Annotated in this window: 16 protein-coding genes; 7 read left to right on the top strand and 9 right to left on the bottom strand. The window is 73.7% G+C overall.

All coding sequences use genetic code 11. The features are described from left to right. The 4 genes from LG634_RS03350 (at position 1) to LG634_RS03335 (ending at position 2,645) form a co-directional block, all read left to right on the top strand. The gene (locus LG634_RS03350; RefSeq protein WP_226732052.1) at positions 1 to 315 is read left to right on the top strand and encodes a 4a-hydroxytetrahydrobiopterin dehydratase; all 315 of its coding nucleotides are present in this window, start codon (positions 1 to 3) and stop codon (positions 313 to 315) included. 137 nt (positions 316 to 452) lie between these two features. Then, positions 453 to 917, top strand: a complete 465-nt coding sequence (locus LG634_RS03345) for a cyclic nucleotide-binding domain-containing protein (protein ID WP_226732051.1) — start codon at positions 453 to 455, stop codon at positions 915 to 917. A gap of 148 nt (positions 918 to 1,065) precedes the next feature. Beyond that, positions 1,066 to 1,710 carry a CBS domain-containing protein gene (locus LG634_RS03340; RefSeq protein WP_226732050.1) on the top strand — a complete coding sequence of 215 codons (645 nt, stop codon included), beginning with the start codon at positions 1,066 to 1,068 and terminating at the stop codon, positions 1,708 to 1,710. 59 nt (positions 1,711 to 1,769) lie between these two features. Beyond that, entirely contained in the window at positions 1,770 to 2,645 is an 876-nt protein-coding gene (locus LG634_RS03335) for a universal stress protein (protein ID WP_226732049.1), read from the top strand. A gap of 63 nt (positions 2,646 to 2,708) precedes the next feature. Here the strand turns inward: LG634_RS03335 and LG634_RS03330 are convergent, their stop codons facing one another. The 8 genes from LG634_RS03330 to LG634_RS03295 all read right to left on the bottom strand — a co-directional run bounded on the left by LG634_RS03330 (position 2,709) and on the right by LG634_RS03295 (position 12,996). Continuing rightward, the gene (locus tag LG634_RS03330; protein ID WP_226732048.1) at positions 2,709 to 3,530 is read right to left on the bottom strand and encodes an ABC transporter permease subunit; all 822 of its coding nucleotides are present in this window, start codon (positions 3,528 to 3,530) and stop codon (positions 2,709 to 2,711) included. After that, positions 3,527 to 4,435 carry an ABC transporter ATP-binding protein gene (locus tag LG634_RS03325; RefSeq protein WP_226732047.1) on the bottom strand — a complete coding sequence of 303 codons (909 nt, stop codon included), beginning with the start codon at positions 4,433 to 4,435 and terminating at the stop codon, positions 3,527 to 3,529. Before LG634_RS03325 ends, LG634_RS03330 begins: the two co-directional genes overlap by 4 nt. 19 nt (positions 4,436 to 4,454) lie before the next feature. Then, on the bottom strand, positions 4,455 to 4,955 hold the full coding sequence (locus tag LG634_RS03320) for a flavodoxin domain-containing protein (protein WP_226732046.1): 501 nt from the start codon (positions 4,953 to 4,955) through the stop codon (positions 4,455 to 4,457). Between the two features lie 40 nt (positions 4,956 to 4,995). Further along, positions 4,996 to 7,443, bottom strand: coding sequence for a phosphoenolpyruvate synthase (gene ppsA, locus LG634_RS03315; protein ID WP_226732045.1), 2,448 nt, complete (start codon positions 7,441 to 7,443; stop codon positions 4,996 to 4,998). A gap of 736 nt (positions 7,444 to 8,179) precedes the next feature. Beyond that, positions 8,180 to 8,632 carry a universal stress protein gene (locus LG634_RS03310; RefSeq protein ID WP_226732044.1) on the bottom strand — a complete coding sequence of 151 codons (453 nt, stop codon included), beginning with the start codon at positions 8,630 to 8,632 and terminating at the stop codon, positions 8,180 to 8,182. 80 nt (positions 8,633 to 8,712) lie between these two features. Next, a complete protein-coding gene (locus LG634_RS03305) occupies positions 8,713 to 11,124 on the bottom strand; it encodes a glycoside hydrolase family 65 protein (RefSeq protein WP_226732159.1) in 2,412 nt (803 codons plus the stop codon). Positions 11,125 to 11,230: 106 nt separating this feature from the next. Continuing rightward, positions 11,231 to 11,914 (bottom strand): helix-turn-helix domain-containing protein, encoded by a 684-nt coding sequence (locus LG634_RS03300; protein ID WP_226732158.1) that lies wholly within the window; start codon positions 11,912 to 11,914, stop codon positions 11,231 to 11,233. 5 nt (positions 11,915 to 11,919) lie between these two features. After that, positions 11,920 to 12,996 carry an alcohol dehydrogenase catalytic domain-containing protein gene (locus LG634_RS03295; RefSeq protein ID WP_226732043.1) on the bottom strand — a complete coding sequence of 359 codons (1,077 nt, stop codon included), beginning with the start codon at positions 12,994 to 12,996 and terminating at the stop codon, positions 11,920 to 11,922. Between the two features lie 247 nt (positions 12,997 to 13,243). Here LG634_RS03295 and LG634_RS03290 point away from each other — a divergent pair, with 247 nt between their 5' ends. From LG634_RS03290 to LG634_RS03280, 3 genes are all read left to right on the top strand, one after another. After that, positions 13,244 to 14,668, top strand: coding sequence for an MBL fold metallo-hydrolase RNA specificity domain-containing protein (locus LG634_RS03290; RefSeq protein ID WP_226732042.1), 1,425 nt, complete (start codon positions 13,244 to 13,246; stop codon positions 14,666 to 14,668). Between the two features lie 94 nt (positions 14,669 to 14,762). Then, entirely contained in the window at positions 14,763 to 15,233 is a 471-nt protein-coding gene (locus tag LG634_RS03285; protein WP_226732041.1) for a cyclic nucleotide-binding domain-containing protein, read from the top strand. A gap of 9 nt (positions 15,234 to 15,242) precedes the next feature. After that, positions 15,243 to 15,896 carry a CBS domain-containing protein gene (locus LG634_RS03280; RefSeq protein WP_226732040.1) on the top strand — a complete coding sequence of 218 codons (654 nt, stop codon included), beginning with the start codon at positions 15,243 to 15,245 and terminating at the stop codon, positions 15,894 to 15,896. Between the two features lie 7 nt (positions 15,897 to 15,903). Here the strand turns inward: LG634_RS03280 and LG634_RS03275 are convergent, their stop codons facing one another. Next, positions 15,904 to 16,170: a metal-sensitive transcriptional regulator gene (locus LG634_RS03275; protein WP_226732039.1), complete on the bottom strand. Its 267-nt coding sequence runs from the start codon at positions 16,168 to 16,170 to the stop codon at positions 15,904 to 15,906. Between the last annotated feature and the right edge of the window lie 21 nt (positions 16,171 to 16,191).

The raw sequence follows: 16,191 nt of genomic DNA, 5'->3' as shown, positions 1-16,191 counted from the left end.
ATGGGTGTGCCCGTACCGTTGTCCGACGAGGAGATCGAGGTCCGGCTGGCGGGGCTGTCGGGTTGGAGCCGGGATGGGCACGAGATCACCCGGACCTATCCGATCCGCTACCACGCCGCGGTGGCGGCCATCGTGACGATCGCGGACCGCTCGCGCCGGATCCAGCACCACGCCGACCTCGACCTCCGCATGGACCACCTGCGCGCAGCCATCACGACCCACGACGCCGGCCACCGTCTGACCGACGCAGACTTCGACCTCGCCCGGCGGATCGACGAAATCGTCGCCGCCCACCAGGCCATCCCGCTCGACTGAGCCCGTTCACACAGCCCCGGAAGGTGGGGCCGAATGGGGACGAGGGGGCCGGTCGGGACCGTGTTGGGGCCGCTCGGCCCACGACCCGGGCGGGGCGGGGGCACAGACTGGAGGCGGATACGTTCGAGGAGGCCACGATGAGCATTCCTTCTCCCACCCGGTTGACCGCCGCGCTGCCCGCCGACTGCCGGGACCGGCTGATGGCGATGGCCCGTGAGGTCAACTTCGCCGAGGGCACCCGGATCTTCCGGGAAGGCGGGCACGCCGACAGGTTCTGGATCGTCCGGTCCGGGACCGTGACGCTCGACGTGCACGTGCCCGGGCGGCAGGCCGCGGTGATCGAGAGTCTCGGCCCCGGCGAGCTGGTCGGTTGCTCGTGGCTGTTCAAGCCGTACACCTGGCGGCTGACCGCGGAGGCGATGACGCCGGTTCGGGCGTACGAGTTCGACGCGGCGGCGGTGCGGATGGCCATGGACGCCGACACGGCGTTCGGGTCGGCGCTCGGGCACTGGGTCGGGCAGGTCCTCGTGCACCGGCTGCAGGCCGCGCGCGTACGACTGCTCGACCTGTACGCACCGCACGGGAGCGGCAGTCGCGTCTGAGAGCGGTGCTCTCGCCGTGCCGGGGCCGTACGGTCCCGGCACGGGGCCGTACGGCCCTCGATCACCGGCGGGCCGGGGCGGGACAGTGGGAGGGCACGGACCACAGCAGCCCGGCGCCGTGCGCCGCGCTTCGACACGGGAGACCCTCATGAGGCACACACGGGTGGCGGATCTGATGACCGACGAGGTCGTGTCGGTGACCCCCGCGGCGCCCTTCAAGGACATCGCCAAGCTCCTGACGCAGCACGACATCACCGGCGTGCCCGTGCTGGACCCGGAGGACCGGGTGGTGGGCGTCGTCTCCCAGACCGACCTGCTCGCGCGGAGGGTGGCGGCGGCCGACCGGTCGGACGGGGCGCCGCCGACGGCGGCCGACGTCATGTCCGCGCCGGCCGTCACCTCGCACCCCGAGGACTCGGCCGCCGACGCCGCCCGGCTCATGACCCGCCGCGGCGTGGAACGGCTGCCCGTGGTGGACGAGGAGGACCGGCTGGTCGGCATCGTGACCCGGCGGGACCTGCTCCGGGTGTTCCTGCGCCCGGACGCCGAGATCCGCCGGCGGATCGCGGACGAGGTCCTGGGCGACGTGCTCCGCGGGCCGGCCGGCAACATCGACTTCCACGTGGTGGACGGCGTGGTGACGCTGACCGGCCGGGTCGACCGCCGGAGCCGGCTGCCGGTGCTCGTCGGCCTCGTCGAACGGATCGACGGCGTCGTCGCCGTGCTCTGCCACGTCACGGCCGACACCGACGACACCGCCGTCGGCCACGCCCGCCACGCCATGCCGTGGTGACCGGGCCGATGGTCATGACCGCGGCAGCCACCCACCCGAGCCCGTGAAAGGGGACCCCGGTGTTGAAGACCCACGTGACCGTCGGAGTGGACGGTTCCGCCGAGAGCCGGGCGGCAGCCCGCTGGGCCGCGCGAGAGGCCGCCCTGCGGCACGTTCCGCTGCGGCTGGTGCACGCCGTCGACTGGCCCCTGGACCCCGTACTGCCCGGAATCGGCCGGCAGGACGTCGACCGCTGGGCCGACCAGGCACTGACCGAGGCGGCGCAGGAGCTCGCACAGCACCATCCGGACCTCGACATCGACACCCGCTGCCTGTCCGCCCGCCCGACGGCCGCACTCGCGGCCGAAGCGGCCGACGCCGCACTGCTCGTGCTCGGCTCGCGCGGCCTGGGCGGCCTGCTGGGCTTCCTCATCGGCTCCGTCGCCCTGTCCACGGTGGCGGCCACCGACACGCCCGTCGTCCTGGTACGCCCCGGCGACGACCCGGACGGTCCGGACACCGCCGCCCCGTCCGGGGAGATCCTGGTCGGTCTGGACGTCCACGAGGCGTGCGACCGGGTCCTCGCCTTCGCCTTCGAGGAGGCCGAACGGCACGGATGCCCGCTGCACGCCCTGCACGGCTGGAAGATGCCGGCCGCCTACGGGTACGTGCCGTTCTTCGACCCGGAGAACGAACGGGACATCACGCGGAGCGTGACCCATCTGGTGGACGACGCGCTGCTGCCGTGGCAGCGGAAGTTCCCCGGGGTGGAGGTCCGCCGCACCGTCTTCCGCGGCTCGGCGGGCGAGCACCTCGTCGAGGCCTCCCGCGCCGCCCGGCTCGTCGTCGTGGGACGGCACCGGCACCACTCGCCCCTCGGCACGCACATCGGCCCGGCCGCCCACGCCGTCCTGCACCACTCCGCCGCGCCGGTCGCCGTGATCACCCACGACTGACAGCACCTCGGGGTGCCCGTCGACGTGCCCGCCGGCCCGCCCGCAAAGGGCGGCAGGCGGGTCTCAGGGCGCGAGGTCCCGGCGGCGGAGCAGGGCGTGGGCCGCGAGGATTCCGGCCAGGCCCGCGCCCGTCAGGACGAGGAAGCCGGGCCAGGGCACCGTGCCTTCGGCCAGGGCGTCGCCGGGGGTGTAGTAGTGGAACGGGCTCGCGTACTTCAGCGGCTCCGCCGGTGCCCAGGCCAGGGCGATGAAGTTGACCGCGAAGCCCACGGCGCCGATCGCGATGGTCGCCCCGATCACCTGGGCGCGCCGCCGCCCCGCCGCCGAGACGGCCAGCGCCGGCCCGATCATGCACAGCGCGAAACCGAAGCCCAGGACGCCTGCGGCGAGTACGCCGGTCAGGGGGACCGCCCGGTGGATGTCGGGGGTGAGCGCCACGCCGACCAGGACCGTGAGCGTCGCCGCCGCGTTCAGGGCGAGTGCCGCGGCGAGCAGCGCGGCCGTCCGTTCCGCCAGCAGCCGGGTCCGGCTGACCGGCCGTACCATCACCAGCTCCACCGTGCCCGCCTCCACGTCGGCGGCCACGGCTGCGGCCGCGAGCGAGCCGATCGCCGTCAGCTGCAGGGCGATCCAGAACGGGTGGACGAGGCCGGCGCCCAGGAGTCCCGGGTAGCTGGCGATGGACACCTCGCCGCTGGACCCGCTGAACGCCCGGTAGGCCGAGGGGGGTCCCTTGCCGCCTGCCGAGAACAGTTCGTCCGGGCTGAGCGTGTGGGCGACCACCACGATGAGTGCCTCGAAGGCGATCATCCCGACCGTCAGCGCGATCAGCATCCTGCGCCGACGGTAGAGGGCGAGCCACAGCAGGGGCCATCGCTGCCTCATCGCGCCTCCTCCGGGCCGCCGTTGCGGTAGAGGTCCAGGAACGCCTCGTCCAAGCCGGCCTCCTCGACCGTGACGTCCGCGACTCCCGGTCCGAGCAGCCCGCGCAGGGCGTCCACGACCTCGGCCGGCGGCACGAGCAGCTCGACGTCGTCCCCCTGCCAGCGGGGTTCCCAGCGGTCCGCGGCGCCCAGCGTGCGGGCACCGCGCCCGTCCGCGTAGGACAGCCGGATCCGCCGGGCCCGCGCCTCGCGCAGGCCCGCCACGCTCTCGACCGTCACCAGCCGCCCGTCCCGGACGATCGCCACCCGGCCGCAGGTACGCTGCATTTCGGGCAGTACGTGGCTGGACAGCAGCACGGTCCGTCCGGCGTCCGCCGCCTCCCGGAGGAGCCCGTAGAACGTCTCCTGCACCAGCGGGTCCAGCCCTTCGGTCGGTTCGTCGAGCACCACCAGCTGCGGATCGTGCTGGAGCGCCTGCACCAGGCCCAGTTTCTGTTTCATGCCGCGCGAGTACGTGCCCACCGGGCGTGCCAGGATTCCGGCCGTCAGCCCCAGCCGGTCGCAGAGTTCGCTGCGGCGCGGGACGGGGGCGCCCTGGAGGGCGGACAGCAGGTCGAGCGTCTGCGCCCCGGTGAGTTCGGGGTACAGGCGCAGTTCCCCGGGCAGGTACCCGAGGAGCGGTGCGAGGCGGCGGTGGTCCGCGACGGGGTCCATCCCGAAGACCCTTGCCCGGCCCGCGGTCGGCCGGACGAGCCCGACGAGGCACCGCAACGTGGTCGTCTTCCCGGCGCCGTTGGGTCCGAGGAAGCCGAACACCTCGCCCGGCCGCACCGTCAGGTCCAGCGCGTCGATCCCGGTGACCGCCCCGTACGTCTTCGTCAGGGCGGTCAGCTCGATCGCCTCCATGCCGGTGTCCCCGTGCCGCTCAGGCCGCGGTGAGTTCGGCGCCGATGTGGTGGGCCCAGGTGCGGATCCGCTCGGGGTTGCGGTAGTCGCCGCCCTTGCCCTCGTGGAGGAGGGCCTTGGCGAGGAACCCCGGCGTGCGGGCCGTGATGCTGCCGCCGAAGGTCATGTGCTCGCGGGCGCCGACGATCTGCATCTGCCGGGCGACGGCGGGCACCGGCGGGATGTCGTGTTCCTCGGCGGAGCTGTCGAGGGGGCCGCTGCTGAAGAACCAGACGGGGCGGCGGCGCAGGGAGTCGGCGTTGCGCTCGGCGCAGCGCTTGGCCTCACCGCTCCAGTGGCCGGCGTAGAGGGATCCGCCGAGGACGACCCCGTCGTACGGGCGGACGTCGTCGACGTCGGCGGCTGGCAGGACGACGGCGTCGAGGCCGTCCTCGCGGAGGGTCTCGCCGATCTGTTCGGCGATGCCGGCGGTGGCGCCGTGCTTGGTGCCGTACGCGACGAGGATGCGCTTGGTGGTCATGGCGGGTCTCCTTGTCCGGTGCCGCGGGAAGGGAACGTCCTCACTGTGGCGCGACCGGCCGGCCGTGGGCAGAGGTCGGGCGGGTACCGGCCGGGGCCGTTCGGCCCTCCTCGGACCGGCGTTCCTCTGCGGCTGCCACGTGCTGCTTGACGGCCGGGAAGCTGTCGGGCGCGACGGAGAGCGAGTCGATGCCGGCGCCGACCAGGAAGGCGGCGAAGGCGGGGTCGTCGCTCGGCCGCTGGCCGCACAGGCCGACGGGGCGTCCGGCCGCGTGGGCCCGGGGGACGAGGATGCGGATCAGCCGGGTGACCGCGGGGTCGTTCTCGTCGAAGACGTCGGCGAGTGCTTCGGAGTCGCGGTCGACGCCGAGGGTGAGCTGGGTGAGGTCGTTGCTGCCGATGGAGAAGCCGTCGAAGCGTTCGGCGAAGTCCTGGGCGAGGAGGATGTTGGCGGGGATCTCGGCCATCACGTAGACCTTGAGCCCGTTCTCACCGCGGCGCAACCCCTCGGCGGCCATGACGTCGAGGACCTTGTCGGCTTCCCGGAGCGTGCGGCAGAAGGGGATCATGACGATGACGTTGGTCAGGCCCATCTCGTCGCGGACCCGTCGCAGGGCCCGGCATTCGAGGGCGAAGCCCTCGCGGTAGCCGTCGCCGTAGTAGCGGCTGGCACCCCGCCAGCCGATCATCGGGTTGGCCTCGACCGGTTCGAAGGGCCGGCCGCCCAGGAGCTTGGCGTACTCGTTGGTCTTGAAGTCGCTGGTGCGCACGATGACCGGGTCCGGCCAGCGGGAGGCCGCGATCCGGGCGATTCCGTACGCGAGACGGTCCGTGAAGTAGCCGGTGCGGTCGAGGTGGCCTTCGGTGAGCTGCGCGATCGCGCTCCGGTCGGCCGGGTCCAGGCGCTCGGGGTGCAGCAGGGCCATCGGGTGGACCTTCACCTGGTGGGCGACGATGAACTCCAGGCGGGCGAGTCCCACGCCGTCGGCGGGCAGCCGCCACCAGCGGAACGCGGCCGCCGGATCGGCGAGGTTGAGCATCACCCGGGTCCGGGTGGCGGGGAGGGCGGCGAGGTCCGTTTCGGTCTCCTCGTACGGCACCAGGCCCGCGTACACCCTGCCCCGGATGCCTTCCGTGCACGAGACGGTGACGGGGTCCCGGTCGTGCAGGACGTCGGTGGCGTTCCCGGTGCCGACGACCGCGGGGACGCCGAGTTCCCGGCTCACGATCGCCGCATGGGAGGTCCGGCCGCCGTGGTCGGTGACGATCGCCGCGGCCCGCTTCATGATCGGCTCCCAGTCGGGGTCCGTGAGGGACGTGACGAGGACGGCACCGGCGGGGAAGCGGTCGAGTTCGACGGGTGTGTCCAGGCGGCACACGGGTCCGGCTCCGATCGCCTCGCCGACCGCGGTCCCTTCGGTCAGCACCCGGCCGGGCATGCCGGTGAGACGGCAGCGGCGCAGCGTGGTGGAGTGGCGGCGGGACTGCACGGTCTCGGGCCGGGCCTGGACGATCGCCAGCTCGCCCGTGTTCCCGTCCTTGGCCCATTCCAGGTCCATCGGGCAGCCGTAGTGCTCCTCGACGGCAACCGCCCATGCGGCGAGCCGGCGCACTTCGGCGTCCGTCAGCACGCGCCGGGCACGTTCTCCGGCGGAGGTGTCGACCGTCTCGGTGAACCCGTCGTCCGCGTAGACGGCCTTGCGGCGCTTGGCCCCGACCCGCACGTCGATGACGGGGTTCAGGGCCGGGTCCTTCAGGGACGGCTTGAAGACGGTGTACTCGTCGGGGTCGGTCGTGCCACTGACCACGGTCTCGCCGAGGCCCCAGGCGGCGCTGACCACGACGGCCTCCGGGAAGCCGGTCTCCGGATCCAGGGTGAAGATCACCCCGGCGCCCGCCAGGTCCGAGCGGACCATGGCCTGGACGCCGACGGACAGGGCGACGCGCAGGTGGTCGAAGCCCATCCGCTCGCGGTAGTCGATGGCCCGGTCGGTGTAGAGCGAGGCGAAGCAGCGGTGGACGGCCGTCAGCAGCCGGCCGGTGCCGCGGACGTTGAGGTAGGTGTCCTGCTGGCCCGCGAAGCTGGCCTCGGGCAGGTCCTCGGCGGTCGCACTGCTGCGCACCGCGACGTCCGGGTCGGAGCGGCCCAGTTCGCGGCCGAGGGCCTCGTACGCCGAGGCGATCGCGTCCCGCAGGGCGTCCGGCAGGGGCTCAGCCGTGATCAGCGAGCGGATGCCGGCTCCCACCTCCTCCAGCGGGGCGCCTTCGTGGTAGCGGTCGAGCTGCTCCTGGATGCGGTTGCGGAGACCGTGTCCGCCGAGAAGTTCCTCGTAGGCGTCCGCGGTGGTGGCGAAGCCGGGCGGTACGGGTACGCCGGACGCCGCCAGGTGTACGGTCAGCTCGCCCAGGGAGGCGTTCTTCCCGCCCACGCGGCCGACGTCGCCGCGGCCGAGGAGGGTGAACGGAATGACGCGCGGGGTGGATGCCATGACGTCCTCCGGGCCTGCGCGGAGCAGGGCTCAGTACGGGAGGGGGCGGCCGGACGGCGTGCGCAGGTCCAGCGGGGCGGGCTTGTGGGGCTGCTTCGGCCGGGTCTGGATCCGTATGCGCTGCATCGTCTGTCACCCTCTCGGGGAAGCGGCGCCTGGAGCGGCGTCCGGATTCCACGATCACGCCGCGGCCTGCGGTGCCGGCAGGGCTGAGCGGGTCCTTCGCGCGGGGCCGAGTGGGCCGGTCCGGATCTGGGCCGGTCGGCCCGCAGGAGTGCCCTCGGGGGCCTCCGCCGCGTCGGGGACGGCGGGCACGGCGGAGGGGTGGGCAGGGGACGCCGTTCGCGGCTCGCAGGGCGGGCGCGGGCAGGGGGCGCGGGCGCGGGCAGGGGGCTCTGCGGAGCTGTCGACAGGCGGGCGGGCGGCCCTCCGGCGCGCCGTGGTGGTGCGCGGTGGCGCGGCGCGCCGGCGGTACGCGGTGGCGCGTACCACCGCGGGGCCTGCGGGGATCCGCAGGGACGGGCGTCCACCGGAACGGGCATCCGCAGGGACAGGGATCCGCGGGCGCACAATGCGGGCTCGGGAAACCGCGGGCACACCATGCGAACGCACGGAACCACAGGCACACAACGCCGACGCACGGAACCGCGGACACAGGGATCCGCGGGTACGGGATGCGGGCGTGCGGGGCCGCACCCGCGGGGTACTGCCCTCGGAGCCGCCCGGCGCGAGACCGCTACCGGTCGTCGGTCGCGTCCGGGCGGACGATGGTCACCGGGCAGGGGGCGTGCAGGGCCACCTGCTGGCTCACCGAGCCGAGCAGGGCACGCCGGAAGCCGCCGCGGCCGCGGCTGCCCACGACCAGCAGCTCCGCGCCCTCGGCCGCGTCGGCCAGGACCTCGGCCGGATGGCCTTGGACCAGACGTTCGTGCACCCGGGAGGCGCCGTCCTCGCCGAGAACGGACCGCACCTCCTCCACCAGCTTCCGCTCGGCCTCCTCGGCGTCGAACGTGGCGTCCACCGCGGGGGCCGACCACGATGCCGCGCCGGGGACCTCCCACGCGGTGACGGCCTCCACCCTCCCGCCGACGAGGCCCGCGTAGCGTACGGCCCACCGGAGGGCGGCCTGCGAGGAGGGGGAGCCGTCTACGCCCACCACGATCCGCGGCGCCTCACTCATCGTGTCCATGACCCTCACCTCTTTCGACTCTCTACGTCCAGCGTGTGCGAGGCACGTACGCGCCGCCAGGCGGGGCGACCGTGCGGCGGTCACGCGGCTGCGGACGGGCCCAGGCCCGGGCCCGGCAGGCGGAACCAGCGCTCGCCCCCGGCGGGCACCTGCTCCCGCCGGTCACCAGGGAGGATCAGCGGTACGGGGCCGAGGAGCGACGGCGGGACGCGGACCCCGAGCCGGCCGGGCCGGAACAGGATCCGGATGCCTCGGTGGCCGAGGTAGCACAGGGACAGCGCGGAGCCGGGGACCTCCGAGAGCGGCACCGGATCGACGTGGAGGCCGTCGGTACCCGGCTGAAGCCCGACGACTCCGCGCTCGACGAGGTCGAGCGTGCCGGCCATGGCTCCGAGGTGGATCCCTTCGCCGGTGGTGCCGCCCTGGACATCGGTGACGTCGCCGAGCAGCGCCTCACGGCAGTAGCGCCAGGCGTCCGGGCCCTGCCGGAGGGCGAGCACGCGGCCGTGGACGACGCTGCTGAGCGTGGAGCCGTGGCAGGTCCGGCGCAGGTAGTACGCGACTGTCCGCTCCCAGAGCGCGTCGTCGAAGGCGTAGCCGAGCCGGGCGAACAGTCCGGCGAGTTCCGCGGGACGGAAGAGGTGGCCGAGCATGAGGGTGTCGGCCTGCTTGGACGCCTGGTAGCGGTTGGGCGTGTCGCCTTCGGCCTCCAGGATGCGGTCCAGGCGGCGGATGTCGTGGTAGCGGGACCGGTAGGCGTCCCAGTCGAGTTCGGCGAGATCGCCGTAGCCGTGGAACTGGCTGATCACTCCCCGGTGGAAGGGGACGTGCATCAGGCGCGAGACGTCCTCCCAGCCGCCGAGGTCATCCGCCCCGAGACCGAGCCGGGCGCGGAGTTCGGCGCGGCGGGCCGCCGGCAGCGCCGCGTGGAGTTCCAGAGCGCGGGTGAGCGTCCAGGCCGCGGTGATGTTGGTGTACGCGTTGTCGTCGATGCCCGGCCCGGCGGCGTCCGGGTAGGCGTCGTGGTATTCGTCGGGGCCTACGACGCCCCGGATCCGGTAATGGCCCAGGCCGGTGTCCCAGGTGGCCGTCGTGGCCCAGAAGTGGGCTGTGTTCAGGAGCAGTTCGGCTCCGGGACCGTGCATGAAGCCGGTGTCCCCGGTGGCGAGGCCGTACTGCCAGACGTTCCAGGCCACGGCCGAGTTCACGTGCCGCTGGAGGTGGGAGTGGTCGGGCAGCCAGCGGCCGGAGCGCGGGTTGAGGTGCAGGAGCTGGGTCTCCTCCTCGCCCGAACTCCCGCTCTGCCAGGGGAACATCGCCCCCCTGGCCCCGGCGCGGCGGGCCGCCCGCCGGGCTGCGGGCAGCCGCCGGTGGCGGTACATCAGCAGGGCGCGTGCGGTCTCGGGGAAGTGGAGGGTGAGGTAGGGCAGGACGAACAGCTCGTCCCAGAAGACGTGGCCGCGGTAGGCCTCGCCGTGGAGCCCGCGGGCGGGCACCCCGACGTCGAGTTCCGCGGTGTGCGGGGAGAGGGTCTGCAGGACGTGGAAGGCGTGCAGGCGCAGGATCCGTCCGGTCTCGCCGGGTACCTGCAACTCCCCTTCGGACCAGATGCGTTGCCAGGCGGCCCGGTGCGACGCCAGCAGGGTAGGGAAGTCCGGGGCGCGGCCGGCGTACGCGGTGCTGCTGTGTGCGGGGTCGGCGAGGGGGCGGTCGAGCGAGCTGAACAGGGCGGCCGTCTTCACGACCACGGCCGGCCGCGCCGGCCCGATCGGCAGGGCGGACCGCTGGGTGGCGGTGGCCTCGGTGCACGATCCGTCGACCGTCGCGAGAGGGCGGGCGGAGGTCCGGACCGCGAGCCCGATGCGTATGCGGGAGTCCGAGGTGGTGCAGGCGAGCCAGGCGGTGCCCTCCCCTTCCACCCCTGCCCGGTGCCCTACGAGGTGGTTTCCGGCGAGGGCGCGGTAGCGGTCCACCCCGAGGTTCGTGACGTCCCCGTCGAGCACTGCCGCGACATCGATCCTCCCCGTCCAGCCGTAGGCGCGGAATACGGTTCGCTGGGCGGCCAGGTGCGGGTCGCCCATGTGGACGAGGCGGGTGTGGGTCACGGCCAGCCGGCGGCCGTCGGCGTCGTGGAAGAGCATGCGCCGGGTGAGCGTGCCGGCGCGCAGGTCGAGGGAGACCAGGTAGTGGCGCAGCGTCGGGTGGTCCGGGGTGAGCCAGTCGCCTGGCGGTGCCCCGTCGGGCAGGCAGCGGTACCTCAGGGCCGTCCAGTCGGGCAGCCGGACCAGGTCCTCGTTGTCGACGGTACGTGCGCCGACGGCGGAGGCCAGGCGGTTGTGGCAGCCGGCCAGGTAGGTGGCGGGGTAGTGGACGGCGTCGGCCGTGCACTCGGGGGCCGCCGCCCGGGTGGCGAACCGGCCGTTGCCGAGCGTGCACAGGGCCTCGACCAGGCGCTCGGTCTTGGGGTCGTAGTGGTGGTACTCCCACCGCATCGGCGTGTTCACGGCCGGCACCCTCCCGGCGGTCCCGGCTGTCCCCGGGTTCCCTCCGCCGGTACGGCGGCGCGTGCGGCGGAGGCGGCCGGTCCCGTCGCCGCCATCAGTCGTGCACCACCCGGCGGCCGGTGAGCCGGACCGGGGTCAGCTTCATCCAGTGGACGTGGGAGCCTCCGGGCCACGGCCGCGAGCGGGCCGTGGCGGCGAGGTGCCGTTGTTCGTCCCCGTCCGTGACGGCTTCGAGGGCGCCCACCGCGAGCACGCTCCAGCCCTCGGCGGTCACTTCGTCGATGTGGTCGATCTCGAAGGCGGCCTCCGTTCCCCGTGCCCGGGCGGCCACCGTCTCCTCGGCGGTGCGGAAGGCGATGGCGGCCCCCACGACGAGGTAGTTGACGGGCACCACGGACGGGCCCTCCGAGGTGAAGACGGCGAGCCGCCCCACGCCGTGCGTGCCGAGCAGCCTCCGGCATTCGGGCTCGTCCAGTGCGACGAGCTCCGGGTCGCGGCGGGCGGTCGCCCGTCCGGGTGCCCGGTCCGCGCTCGCTCCGGTGAGCGCCCCCACGGTGGTGCCGAGGGCGTCGGCGATCCGGACGAGCGTGCCGGCGGACGGCGCGGCTTCGTGCTCTTCCAGGTAGGTCACGTAGTGGGCGTCCATGGCGCACCGCCGTCCCAGTTCCTCCGGGGTGAGGCCGAGTGCCTCGCGGCGGGCGGCCAGACGGCGGCCCAGGTCGGTGCGTCCGCTCGCCCCGGAGGGGAGCCGCGACGGGATGCGCGGGGTGCCCGTCATGGCAGTCACGCCCTTCCGGCGGGGACGGCGACAGCGTCGTGCTGCGCCCCGCCGAGGACGACCTTGAGGGCGCCGGTGTCGGCGGCGCGGGTGAAGACGTCGTACGCCTCCGCCATCTGGTCGAGCGCGAAGCGGTGGGTGACCATGTCGGCGCCGGGCAGCCGTCCCGCCGCCATCATGCGCAGCAGCAGGGGGGTGGAGTGGGTGTCGACGAGGCCGGTGGTGAGGGTGACGTCCTTGATCCACAGGTCTTCCAGGTGGAGGACGGCGGGCTTGCCGTGGACGCCTATGTTGGCGACCCGCCCGCCCGGCCGGACCATGCGGGTGCACATCTCGAACGCCTCGGGTACGCCCACCGCCTCGATGACCACGTCGGCGCCGAGGCCGTCGGTGAGGTCCTGCACCAGCCGCTCGGGTTCCTCCCGCGCCCCGGCCGTGGCGTCGGCACCGAGCTCGCGGGCCGCCGCCAGACGCGAGGCGGCGAGGTCGACGGCGATGATCCGGAACGGGCTGTAGAGCTGCGCGGTGGCGATGGCGGCCAGGCCGATGGGGCCGGCGCCGACCACGACCACGGTGTCGCCGGGGCGGACGCCGCCGTTGAGGACGCCCACCTCGTAGGAGGTCGGGAAGATGTCCGCGAGCAGGACGGCCTCGTGGTCGGGCAGCGCGGCGGGCAGCGGGTGGACGGAGAGGTCGGCGAACGGGACGCGCACGTACTCGGCCTGCGTGCCGTCGATGGTGTGTCCCAGGACCCAGCCGCCGCCCCCGCGGCACTGGCCGTAGCGGGCCTCGCGGCAGAACCGGCAGCGGCCGCAGGCGGAGATGCAGGAGATCAGGACGCGGTCGCCGGGGCGGACGGTGCGGACGTCGCCGCCGGTCTCGACCACGGTGCCGACGGCTTCGTGGCCCAGGATCCGGCCAGGGGCCACCTCGGGCACGTCGCCCTTGACGATGTGCAGGTCGGTGCCGCAGATGGTGACGGCGTCGACCCGGACGATCGCGTCGGCGGCGTCCTTGACCGAGGGGTCGGGAACGTCCTGCCAGGAGGTCTGTCCGGGTCCGTGGAAGACGAGTGCCTTCATGGCGGGGCCTTCTCTCTGAGCGGGCTCCCCGAACGGGCTCCGCGCGCGAGCCCTCCGTACGGGCTCTCGGTACCGCTTCTCCGCGCGGGCTTCGGGCGGTCACCGCCAGGCTGTGCCCCGGGACCCGGGCGCCGCTTGGGCCGGACGGCCCCGGAGTAGGACCGGTCGGCCCCCTCCCGGCGGGCCGCTGCCGGTGTGACGGTGATATCCGGCATCCGATTCCGAGCCGGAACGAAAGGGCGCTGTCATGTCACAGCCAGCTCCGTCCCCCGCACCCGCCGCTCGCCCCGCCCTGCTGAGCTTCCTGGGCGGTGTGCGGACGGTCACCGGCAGCAAGTTCCTGGTCGAGACCGACCTCGGCCGGATCCTCGTCGACTGCGGCCTCTTCCAGGGTGTCGCGGACCTGCGGCGCCGCAACTGGGACAAGCTGCCGTGCGACGCGGCCGACATCCGGGCCGTCGTCGTCACCCACGCCCACCTGGACCACTGCGGCTACCTGCCGCGCCTGGTCCGGCACGGGTTCCGCGGCCCGATCCTGACCAGCGCGGCCACCGCCCGGCTCGCCGAGATCGTGCTCCGCGACAGCGCCCGTCTCCAGATGGAGGCCGCCGAGCACGCCAACCGGCACGGCTGGTCCAAGCACCGACCCGCGAAGCCTCTCTACGACGACGCCGATGTCGAGCAGACGGTGAAGTTCTTCGACCCGGTGACTGTGGGCAGCGAGGTGGAGATCACGGCGGGCACGAAGCTCAGGCTGCACCACGGCGGCCACATCCTGGGCTCCGCGTGGGCGCACCTGACCCTGGAGGACGGCCACACCCTCGCGGTCAGCGGCGACCTCGGCCGTCCGGGCCACCCGCTGCTGCTGCCGCCCGAACCGTTCACCGGCGCCGACGTCCTGCTCATGGAGTCCACGTACGGCAACCGGCGCCACGACCAGGAGACCGCGCAGCGCGAGTTCGCCTCCGTGATCAAGCGCGCTCTGTCCCGGGGCGGCACGGTCGTCATCCCCGCGTTCGCGATCGACCGGACCGAGGTGGTCCTGCACGAGCTGGCCGCGCTGCGCCGGGACGGCACGCTGCCCCGGCACGTGCCCGTCTACGTGGACAGCCCGATGGCCCTGGCAGCCCTCGACGTGTACCGCGCCGCCGTACGGTCGCGGTCGCCCGAGCTGCGGCCCGAGATCATCGCCGCCGGGGAGAGTGCCATGAGCCCGGAGCCGTTCCTGGCCGCCCGTACCGTCCAGGAGTCGATCGACATCAACAACACCACCGGGCCGGCCGTCATCGTCTCCTCCGCCGGCATGGCCACGGGCGGCCGCGTCCTGCACCACCTGCACCGGATCCTGCCGGACCCCCGCAATGCCGTCGTGATCGTCGGTTTCGCCGCCGAGGGCACTCGCGCCCGCGACCTGGTGGACGGGGCGCGGGTGCTGAAGATGTTCGGCGAGTACGTTCCCGTGCGCGCCGAGATCGCGGACGTGCCGCACTTCTCGGCGCACGCCGACGCCGACCAGATCCTCGACTGGCTGCGCGGCGCTCCGGCCCCGCACACGACCTACCTCGTCCACGGTGAAGAGACCGCCGCCGCGACCCTGCGGGACCGGATCGAGCACGAGCTCGGCTGGACGGCCGTTGTGCCCAGGTCCGGGGAGGCCGTCCTGGTCCGCTGAGGTGGGCCGGAAGGCCCCGCGGAATGCACCGCGCGGCCCTCCCGGCCACGGCGGCGCCGGGCGCAGGGTGAGGGGGAAGGGTTGGAGGCACACCATGAGCACCATGCACGGCATCCTCGAAGAGATGGCCCCGGAGGCCCGCGTGGCCCTGCTGGCCCACTCCCGCCCGGTCACCTTCCCGGCCGGTGCCCGGATCTTCAACGAGGGCCGCCGGGCGGACAGGTTCTGGGTCATCCAGTGTGGCACCGTCGATCTGCACACCCACGTGGCCGGCCACAAGGACGCCGTCATAGACACCCTCGGCTACGGCGAGCTGCTCGGCTGGTCATGGATGTTCCGCCCGTACTGCTGGCACCTGGGCGCGACCGCCTCCCGTGAGGTGCGCGCGCTGGAGTTCGACGCCGCCGCCGTGCGCGAGCTGTGCCACGAGGACTCGGCCGTGGGGCGGGCCGTGTCCCTCGCCGTGGCCGCCGTCATCGCCGACCGGCTGGACTCGACCCGTACCCGGCTCCTTGACCTGTTCGCACCCCACGGCAGCGGAGTCCCGCTCGCCCACGCACGCTGAGGACCCGACATGACCTCCACCCCGTACACCGTGTCCGACGTGATGAGCGCCAAGGTCATCGCCGTCACCCCGACCACCGGCTTCAAGGACATCGCCGCGGCGATGCGGCGGTGGAAGGTGACCGCCCTCCCCGTCGTCGAAGGCGAAGGCCGGGTGGTGGGGGTGGTCTCCGAGGCCGACCTCCTGCCCAAGGAGGAGTTCCACGAGCACCGCCCGGGACTCATCGAGCAGATGCGCCGCCTCGACGAGACCGCCAAGGCCGGTTCCACCCGCGCCGAGGACCTCATGAGTGCCCCCGCCCTCACCATCCGGCCCGACGCCACGCTCCCCCAGGCCGCCCGGCTCATGGCCGAACGCCACGTCAAGCGCCTTCCCGTGGTCGACGGGAACGGCACCCTCCGGGGCATCGTCAGCCGCAGCGACCTGCTCAAGGTCTTCCTGCGCAGCGACGAGGAACTGGCCGCCGACATCCGCCGCCACGTCGTCGAGCACCTGTTCCCGCTCTCCCACGCGTCCGTCCGGGTGGCCGTGTCCCACGGCGTCGCCACGTTGACCGGCACGGTGCAGGACGGTGGCCTGATTCCCCTGGCCGAGCGCCTGGCCCGGGCCGTCGAGGGCGTCGTCGACGTCCGCTGCCGGCTGGAGGCGCCGGCTGTGGCGTGAGCGCGCGTCAGGCGAGGGTGAGGAACAGCTTCTCCAGTTCCTGTTCGCTCATCGGGGGCGCGCCTTCCTCGCTCTCGGCGAGGCACTGGCGCATGCCGCTGGCCACGATCTTGAATCCGGCCCGGTCGAGGGCGCGGGAGACGGCGGCGAGCTGGGTGACGACGTCCTTGCAGTCGCGGCCGGCCTCGATCATGGCGATGACGCCCGCCAGCTGGCCCTGGGCGCGCCGCAGCCGATTGAGGATCGCGGTCGCGGCCTCTTCTTCCACCTTCATCGGTTCCTCCCGTCGTCGACC

It is taken from the genome of Streptomyces bambusae (genome assembly GCF_020532645.1).
Lineage (GTDB): Bacteria > Actinomycetota > Actinomycetes > Streptomycetales > Streptomycetaceae > Streptomyces > Streptomyces bambusae.
This window is presented reverse-complemented; position numbering and strand designations above follow the sequence as displayed.

Coding starts and splice junctions, on each gene's coding strand:
- LG634_RS03350 (WP_226732052.1), top strand. CDS start 1: ATGGGTGTGCCCGTACCGTTGTCCGACGAGGAGATCGAGGTCCGGCTG.
- LG634_RS03345 (WP_226732051.1), top strand. CDS start 453: ATGAGCATTCCTTCTCCCACCCGGTTGACCGCCGCGCTGCCCGCCGAC.
- LG634_RS03340 (WP_226732050.1), top strand. CDS start 1,066: ATGAGGCACACACGGGTGGCGGATCTGATGACCGACGAGGTCGTGTCG.
- LG634_RS03330 (WP_226732048.1), bottom strand. CDS start 3,530: ATGAGGCAGCGATGGCCCCTGCTGTGGCTCGCCCTCTACCGTCGGCGC.
- LG634_RS03325 (WP_226732047.1), bottom strand. CDS start 4,435: ATGGAGGCGATCGAGCTGACCGCCCTGACGAAGACGTACGGGGCGGTC.
- LG634_RS03320 (WP_226732046.1), bottom strand. CDS start 4,955: ATGACCACCAAGCGCATCCTCGTCGCGTACGGCACCAAGCACGGCGCC.
- ppsA (WP_226732045.1), bottom strand. CDS start 7,443: ATGGCATCCACCCCGCGCGTCATTCCGTTCACCCTCCTCGGCCGCGGC.
- LG634_RS03310 (WP_226732044.1), bottom strand. CDS start 8,632: ATGGACACGATGAGTGAGGCGCCGCGGATCGTGGTGGGCGTAGACGGC.
- LG634_RS03305 (WP_226732159.1), bottom strand. CDS start 11,124: ATGCGGTGGGAGTACCACCACTACGACCCCAAGACCGAGCGCCTGGTC.
- LG634_RS03300 (WP_226732158.1), bottom strand. CDS start 11,914: ATGACGGGCACCCCGCGCATCCCGTCGCGGCTCCCCTCCGGGGCGAGC.
- LG634_RS03295 (WP_226732043.1), bottom strand. CDS start 12,996: ATGAAGGCACTCGTCTTCCACGGACCCGGACAGACCTCCTGGCAGGAC.
- LG634_RS03290 (WP_226732042.1), top strand. CDS start 13,244: ATGTCACAGCCAGCTCCGTCCCCCGCACCCGCCGCTCGCCCCGCCCTG.
- LG634_RS03285 (WP_226732041.1), top strand. CDS start 14,763: ATGAGCACCATGCACGGCATCCTCGAAGAGATGGCCCCGGAGGCCCGC.
- LG634_RS03280 (WP_226732040.1), top strand. CDS start 15,243: ATGACCTCCACCCCGTACACCGTGTCCGACGTGATGAGCGCCAAGGTC.
- LG634_RS03275 (WP_226732039.1), bottom strand. CDS start 16,170: ATGAAGGTGGAAGAAGAGGCCGCGACCGCGATCCTCAATCGGCTGCGG.